Genomic DNA, 6,902 nt, shown 5'->3' with positions numbered 1-6,902 from the left:
TCAGGTCTTGCAATCGCCGGAACCAGCACACCATACTGCCGAACACTGTCGGCGGTCTCCATCATGGATTCATCATCCTTGACTTTGAACGGATGGTTCTTAAAAGGGTGCAGTTCAGACAGTGGGATTTCCAACACCCGTTCCCGCTGTGCGTCGGCACGGCCTTCTTCGGTGGAGAACAGATCATCTACCGAGGCCAGCTCTATTTTTTTCGCGCTGCTTTTCAAGTTTCAACACCTCCTTCGTCAGATTTTTGTAGCCCTCTGCCACCTTGCCGCCGGGATCGTGGGCAAAAATGCTTTTTCCCTCGGCGCTGATTTCCTTAGCCCGAACAGAATGGGGGATCTCTATGCCGAATACTTTGATCTTGCTTCCATAGGTCTCCCGCAGGAGAGCGGAGATCTCTTTGGCAAAGTTGGTTCGGCTGTCCACCATTGTCAGCAGGATACCGTCTATCTGAAGCTTTGGGTTGATCTGCCGCTTTACCTTGTTTACCGTGGAGAGCAGCTGTTCCAGCCCTTTTGCGGGCAGATACTCCGCCTGAACGGGAATTATGATCCTGTTTGCAGCGGCCAGCGCATTGACTGTGAGCATCCCAAGGGAGGGCTGGCAGTCGATGAGGATATGGGAGTATTGCCCCTTCAGCGTGTCCAGATATTGCCGCAAGATAGTCTCACGGCTCATGGCATTTACCAGGGATACTTCCATACCGGATAACTGGATGTCCGCAGGCATCAGGTCAACGCCTTCTGCATGATGCAGAATACCTTCTCCGGGGCGTATAGGCTGATCCATCAGAATTTTGCCCATTGCATCCGACAGTGTAAATGGCAGCTTGTCTGGTTGCGGATTTCCCAAGCTGATTGTCAGGCTTCCTTGCGGGTCCCCGTCAATCAGAAGCACTTTCTTTCCGGCCTGTGCCAGACCTATTCCCAAGTTCGCACAGGTTGTTGTTTTGCCAACACCGCCTTTCTGGTTGGCGATGGCGATGATTTGCGTGTTCAAATAAACCTCCTCCTTCTACAAAAAATATCCCTATTCCGAAAAATAGGGATGAAAAAAGCCGCTTACTCAAATAAATGAATAAACGGCTATGTAAGAAATATTCGATTGTAAGTAAAGTTTTATATCACTGCAAAATAACGAAGTGCATCTTTGATTGCTTCTACCTTTTCTGGTGTCGGATGTTTCCTCGGCTGTTTCAATTCTTCTACCGCATTAGGAGCATCATACATCGGCAATCCCAAATTTCGCTTTACCTCTGCGATATATGCGGTATGTACCTTGAAGCCGTATTTCGCTTCTATGTACTCCTTAATCATTTTGTAGGTCACTTTTTCTTTGGGCTTGTACGCTTCGGCTCTTTTAGCAATACTATCTACCGGAATCTTGCCCTCGCCCTCTCCAAACTCCACATCAATGTGGATATAACTGTCGGCTTTTTTGTGGGACAAAAGAACTACCGTCTCAACATGAAAAGTTCTCGGGAACAGATCGAACGCCTGTGCCTTCTCAAGCGTATAGCCTGCGCCGCACAGCTCCGCCACATCGCGCGCAAGCGTTGCCGGGTCGCACGAAACATACACAACCTTAGGCGGCTGCATTTTAAGAATCGCGTCGCGTGCAGTCGCGTCCAGACCCTTGCGCGGCGGATCGACCACCAGCACATCAATGCCGCGCTTAGCCAACCGCTGCGCCGCCTGACCCGCATCCGCACAAAAGAACTCTGTGTTCTCCATGCCGTTGCGGAGCGCGTTGCGCTTGGCATTTTCGATGGCCTCCGGCACGATTTCCACGCCAATGGCAGTCTTTGCATGCTCGGCCAGCGCCAGCGTGATCGTACCCGCACCGCAATAGAGGTCAAGCACGGTCTCCTCGCCGGTCAGACCGGCGTAGTCCACCGCACACGCATACAGACGCTCGGCCTGCGCGTGATTAACCTGATAAAACGCCTCGGGCGAGAGCAAAAACGTGTGCCCGCACAGGCGGTCCTCCAGCATTGGCTCACCCCAGAGAACATCCGTCCGGTCACCCAGAATCACGTTGTCGTCGCGCTGGTTGTGGTTGAGCAGAATACCCGTCAGCGACGGCGCTGCCGCGCGCAGACGCTCGACCAGCACATCCAGTTTGGGCATTTTCTTGGTTGCGGAAATAAGCGTCAGCTGGCTCTCCCCGCTTTTTTCGCCCACGCGAACGTAAATATGCCGAATCGTACCGCGTTTTTTCTCATAATCGTACGGCATGACCGAAAATTCCGTCATCCATTCACGCACCACAGCGGCAATCTTGTCCGCCGTTTCCGACTGGATGAGGCATTTCTCCACCGGCACAATGTCGTGGCTGCGCGGACGGTAAAAGCCGGTAACGATGCTGCCTTCTTTGTCCCGTCCGACCGGATACTGCGCCTTGTTACGGTAATGCTCAGTCGTCGGCGCACCCGTAATGCCGAGCAGCTTTGCGCCGTCCTGACCGCCAATGCGCGTCAGCGCATCACGCACCTTTTTCTCCTTTGCACGCAGTTCTTCCCCGTAGGTGATGTGCTGATAACAGCAGCCGCCGCACTTATCCGCCACCGGACACGCAGGCGCAGTACGCTGTGCCGACGGCACAATAATCTTCTCTACCCTGCCGAACGCCACATTTTTCGTCACCTTGACAATGCGGACATCGCACTGATCGCCAACTGCCGTACGCGGCACAAATACCGCCCGGCCTTCGATCTTCGCAAACCCCGTACCGTCCGCTGTGTAATCCGTAATCTGACAACGATAAACCTTGTTCTTCTGTAAATCCATTTCTTACCCCTTGATATGAGAGTGAAGAGTGGAGATTGCAGAGCGAAGAGATAAGGTGCTCTCCACTCTCAACTCTTCACTCTCCACTCTATAATTACTAATTCCTAATTACTCATTACTAATTTTATAATGGTATTATAGCACGATTCCCGGAGATACTGCAATCGAAAGGAGCGTGCAATTATGGCACAGGACAGGAAAAAACAGGTCTCCGGTGAGATTCCCTTTCATTTTATGCAGGAAATGGGACACAGTCCGCGGGCAATGGAGCAATTCTTCGATCTGCCGTATCAGGCGCGGCAGGTGCTGACCGATGCGGTATGTATCTCGGACGAGCCTGAGGAGCGCCGCGAAACTGCCCTCAAGTCGCTTGCAAACGGCGGCGAAGGCTACTGCGAACGGTTCTGACCGCTTTTCCCGCTCGAACGGCTGTACTTTGCGGTGCAGCCGTTTTGCTGTATTCGCCAAAATACGCTGTCTTGACATCTTTTATTTCTAATCGCTTTTCATTGCGTTAGTGCATATTTGGTGGTAGAATAGATACTGAATTATTGTGTAAACAACTACTTATATATAATGTAATGGAGAATATTTATGTGGATCGCAGATCATTGGAAGGACTACGCCGTGCTCGACTGCGGCGGCGGTGAAAAAATTGAACGATGGGGCAATCAGATTCTGCAGCGCCCCGACCCGCAGGCTATCTGGCCGCGCGACAAGGACTGTAAGGTTTGGAACAAGCCAAACGCTATCTATCATCGCTCGAACGCGGGCGGCGGCAAGTGGGAAATCCGCAAGCTGCCCGAGCAGTGGGCTATCCACTACGGTGATTTGACGTTCCAGCTCAAGCCGATGAGCTTCAAGCATACCGGTCTGTTCCCCGAACAGGCTGCCAACTGGGATTTTATCGACAAGATGATCCGTCACGCAGGCCGCCCGATCAACGTGCTCAACCTGTTCGCGTACACCGGCGGCGCTACGCTTGCGGCGGCAAACGCCGGCGCGTCCGTCTGCCACGTTGACGCATCCAAGGGCATGGTGCAGTGGGCCAAGGAGAACGCCGCGTCCTCCGGTCTGAGCGACCGCCCGATCCGCTGGATCGTGGACGACTGCAAAAAGTTCGTGCAGCGCGAGATCCGCCGCGGACGCAAGTATGACGCCATCATCATGGACCCGCCGAGCTACGGCCGCGGTCCGTCCGGCGAAACGTGGAAGATCGAGGAGGACGTTGCTGACTTCGTAGACCTGACCATGGGCGTGCTGAGCGACAAGCCGCTGTTCGTGCTCATTTCCAGCTATTCCACCGGCCTTGCGCCGTCTGTGATGAGCTATCTGCTCGGCATCACCGCCGGCAAGCGCGCCGCAGGCAAGATCGAGGCACAGGAGCTCGGCCTGCCGGTTGAATCGACCGGTCTGGTGCTGCCGTGCGGCTCATCGGCACGCTTTATCGCCGAGGAGTAAATTCACAGCACCCCGCCCTATGATAGTTTATTTATCCGGTGTATATTGTACCATCAACCCTTTGAAATCTACCGAAGGACGAAAATAAATGAGTGAAATCATCAAAACCGAAAACCTGCAGTACGCCTACCCGGCCGAGGACGGACAGCTTTCCGTTCCTGTGCTAAAGGGCGTAAATCTTTCCATCCGGCGCGGCGAGTTCGTCGCGGTGCTCGGTCACAATGGCTCGGGCAAGAGTACGCTCGCCGGCTGCTTCAATGCGATCCGTCTGCCGACCGGCGGCGTATGCTACGTTGACATGATGGACACCCGCGACGAAAACAACACCTACGATGTGCGCAAAACCGTCTCGATGGTATTCCAGAATCCGGACAACCAGCTTGTCGCCACCGTTGTTGAAGAAGATGTCGCATTCGCGCTGGAGAACATGGGCGTGCCGCCCGAGGAAATCCGCAAGCGCGTTGACGATGCACTGCGTGCCGTCGGCATGTACGAATACCGCGCACAGGCGCCGCACCGTCTGTCCGGCGGACAGAAGCAGCGAATCGCAATCGCAGGCGTTATCGCCATGATGCCGCGCTGCGTTGTGCTCGATGAGCCGACCGCCATGCTCGATCCCCAGGGCCGCCGTGAGGTCATGAATGTTGTCCGTGAGCTGAACCGCAAATTCGGCATCACCGTTATCCTTATCACCCACCACATGGACGAGGCCGTGCAGGCGCAGCGTGTGGTTGTCATGCACAAGGGCAACGTGCTGATGGACGGTGCTCCGCGCGAGATTTTCACGCAGGTGGACAAGCTGCGTGCGGCTTCCCTGACCGTACCGCAGACCATCGAAGTCCTGTACGACCTCGATCAGCAGGACGGCGAAAAACTGCCGATCGACGCACTTTCGATCGAGGAATGTGCAGATATTCTCGAACAAGAATATTTGAATTGATTATCCGAAGGAGAATCTTATGTCAACCATACTTGAAACGAGGGGCTTGACGCACGTTTACGGCGCAGGCACCCCCTTTGAGCGTGTTGCGCTTGACCATGTTGACCTGAAAATCGAAAAAGGTGAAATCCTCGGTGTGATCGGTCACACCGGTTCGGGCAAGTCTACGCTCATTCAGCACCTGAACGGTCTGCTGCAGCCGTCCGAAGGCGAGGTCCTGCTCGACGGCAAGTCCATCTGGGATGCCAAGGGCAAGTGCAGCCGCGAAACGCGCTTCCGCGTCGGTCTGGTGTTCCAGTATCCGGAATACCAGCTGTTCGAGGAGACCATCGCAAAGGATATCGCCTACGGCCCGACCAACATGAAACTGCCGCAGGCCGAGATTGACGAGCGCGTGCGCGAATCCATGGCGGCAGTCGGCCTTGCACCCGAGCTTGCCGACCAGTCTCCGTTTGCGCTGTCCGGCGGTCAGAAGCGCCGCGTTGCCATCGCAGGCGTTATCGCCATGCGGCCGGATGTGCTCGTGCTCGATGAGCCGACCGCCGGTCTCGACCCGGCCGGCCGTGACGAGATTTTTGAGCTGGTCCGCAGCTACCACAAGCAGTCCGGCGCGACCATCCTCATCGTGTCCCACTCGATGGAGGATATCGCACAGATTGCCGACCGTCTGCTTGTGATGAACCACGCCAAGGTACTGTTCTGCGACACGCCGCGCGAGGTTTTCTCGCACGCGGACGAGATCATTGCCGCAGGACTGGACATCCCGATGATCACCAAGGTCATGCTTGAGCTGAAAAAGCGCGGTCACGATGTTGATACCTCGGTCTACACCGTAGCGCAGGCAATGGATGCCCTGCGTGCCTGCAAGCGGAAGGAGGCTGCTCACGAATGCTGAAGGACATTACCCTCGGTCAGTTTTTTCCGGGCAACAGTGCGGTGCACCGTCTTGACCCGCGCGTAAAGATCGTGCTGACGGTGGCATTCATCGTGCTTCTGTTCCTCGCGCAAGGCCCGGTTTCCTATGCGCTGATCATCGCATTTCTTGCTGTTGTCATCGGTATTTCGCGTATTTCGCCCAAAATGGTGCTGCGCGGCCTCAAGCCGATCCTGTTCATCGTTATCTTCACAGCGGTGCTCAACCTGTTCTATACACCAGGCACCTACATTTTCCAGTGGCACTTCCTGCACATCAGTGTGGAAGGCGTTAAGCTGGCCATTTTCATGGTACTGCGCCTGATGCTGCTCATCATCGCAACTTCCATGCTCACCTACACCACCTCACCGATTCAGCTGACCGACGGACTCGAGCGTCTGCTTTCTCCGCTCAAAAAGCTGCACGCGCCGGTGCATGAGCTGTCCATGATGATGTCGATCGCACTGCGCTTTATCCCGACCCTCATCGAAGAAACCGAGAAGATCATCTCGGCGCAGAAGGCGCGCGGCGCGGACTTCGATTCCGGCAACCTGATTCAGCGTGCCAAGGCCATGATCCCGATTCTCGTGCCGCTGTTCATCTCAGCGTTCCGCCGTGCGGATGAGCTCGCTACCGCCATGGAGTGCCGACTGTACCGCGGCGATGTCGGCCGCACCCGCATGCGCCAGCTGAAGATCGCCCGGGTGGATATTTGTGCTTTACTTTGGGTAGCAGCCTTGTTTGTGGTTATTATTGCACTGAAACATTTTGGACTGTAACGTAAATCTATATT

7 protein-coding genes and 1 pseudogene are annotated in these 6,902 nt (G+C 55.0%); 5 read left to right on the top strand and 3 right to left on the bottom strand.

Translation table 11 applies throughout. The features are described 5' to 3' along the window. From DW724_RS05130 to rlmD, 3 genes and pseudogenes are all read right to left on the bottom strand, one after another. Positions 1-227: pseudogene (locus DW724_RS05130) on the bottom strand (ParB/RepB/Spo0J family partition protein); the annotation flags it as partial. Then, positions 184-1,005 (bottom strand): ParA family protein, encoded by an 822-nt coding sequence (locus tag DW724_RS05125; protein WP_118667540.1) that lies wholly within the window; start codon positions 1,003-1,005, stop codon positions 184-186. The gene DW724_RS05125 and the pseudogene DW724_RS05130, both read right to left, overlap by 44 nt. Before the next feature lie 119 nt (positions 1,006-1,124). Then, complete coding sequence (gene rlmD, locus DW724_RS05120; RefSeq protein WP_118760852.1) at positions 1,125-2,795, bottom strand: 23S rRNA (uracil(1939)-C(5))-methyltransferase RlmD; 1,671 nt, start codon at positions 2,793-2,795, stop codon at positions 1,125-1,127. 183 nt (positions 2,796-2,978) lie between these two features. Between rlmD and DW724_RS05115 the strand changes: the two genes are divergently transcribed. The 5 genes from DW724_RS05115 to DW724_RS05095 all read left to right on the top strand — a co-directional run bounded on the left by DW724_RS05115 (position 2,979) and on the right by DW724_RS05095 (position 6,888). Further along, positions 2,979-3,203: a hypothetical protein gene (locus tag DW724_RS05115; RefSeq protein ID WP_110435279.1), complete on the top strand. Its 225-nt coding sequence runs from the start codon at positions 2,979-2,981 to the stop codon at positions 3,201-3,203. A 186-nt stretch (positions 3,204-3,389) separates the two neighbouring features. Then, a complete protein-coding gene (locus DW724_RS05110) occupies positions 3,390-4,256 on the top strand; it encodes a class I SAM-dependent methyltransferase (RefSeq protein ID WP_117489504.1) in 867 nt (288 codons plus the stop codon). Positions 4,257-4,344: 88 nt separating this feature from the next. Then, positions 4,345-5,196, top strand: a complete 852-nt coding sequence (locus DW724_RS05105) for an energy-coupling factor transporter ATPase (protein ID WP_118359851.1) — start codon at positions 4,345-4,347, stop codon at positions 5,194-5,196. 19 nt (positions 5,197-5,215) lie between these two features. Next, positions 5,216-6,091 carry an energy-coupling factor transporter ATPase gene (locus tag DW724_RS05100; RefSeq protein WP_118646016.1) on the top strand — a complete coding sequence of 292 codons (876 nt, stop codon included), beginning with the start codon at positions 5,216-5,218 and terminating at the stop codon, positions 6,089-6,091. Then, positions 6,085-6,888, top strand: coding sequence for an energy-coupling factor transporter transmembrane component T family protein (locus DW724_RS05095; RefSeq protein ID WP_117555176.1), 804 nt, complete (start codon positions 6,085-6,087; stop codon positions 6,886-6,888). Before DW724_RS05100 ends, DW724_RS05095 begins: the two co-directional genes overlap by 7 nt. Positions 6,889-6,902: the final 14 nt, after the last annotated feature.

The organism is Butyricicoccus sp. AM27-36 (genome assembly GCF_003480945.1).
Lineage (GTDB): Bacteria > Bacillota > Clostridia > Oscillospirales > Butyricicoccaceae > Agathobaculum > Agathobaculum butyriciproducens.
The sequence above is the reverse complement of the archived record's forward strand: the minus strand, read 5'-3'. Positions and strand labels throughout refer to the sequence as shown.

What these genes read in the sequence shown, in the direction of transcription:
- DW724_RS05110 (WP_117489504.1), top strand. Translation starts at nt 3,390, where the DNA reads ATGTGGATCGCAGATCATTGGAAGGACTACGCCGTGCTCGACTGCGGC.
- DW724_RS05100 (WP_118646016.1), top strand. Translation starts at nt 5,216, where the DNA reads ATGTCAACCATACTTGAAACGAGGGGCTTGACGCACGTTTACGGCGCA.
- DW724_RS05105 (WP_118359851.1), top strand. Translation starts at nt 4,345, where the DNA reads ATGAGTGAAATCATCAAAACCGAAAACCTGCAGTACGCCTACCCGGCC.
- DW724_RS05115 (WP_110435279.1), top strand. Translation starts at nt 2,979, where the DNA reads ATGGCACAGGACAGGAAAAAACAGGTCTCCGGTGAGATTCCCTTTCAT.
- rlmD (WP_118760852.1), bottom strand. Translation starts at nt 2,795, where the DNA reads ATGGATTTACAGAAGAACAAGGTTTATCGTTGTCAGATTACGGATTAC.
- DW724_RS05095 (WP_117555176.1), top strand. Translation starts at nt 6,085, where the DNA reads ATGCTGAAGGACATTACCCTCGGTCAGTTTTTTCCGGGCAACAGTGCG.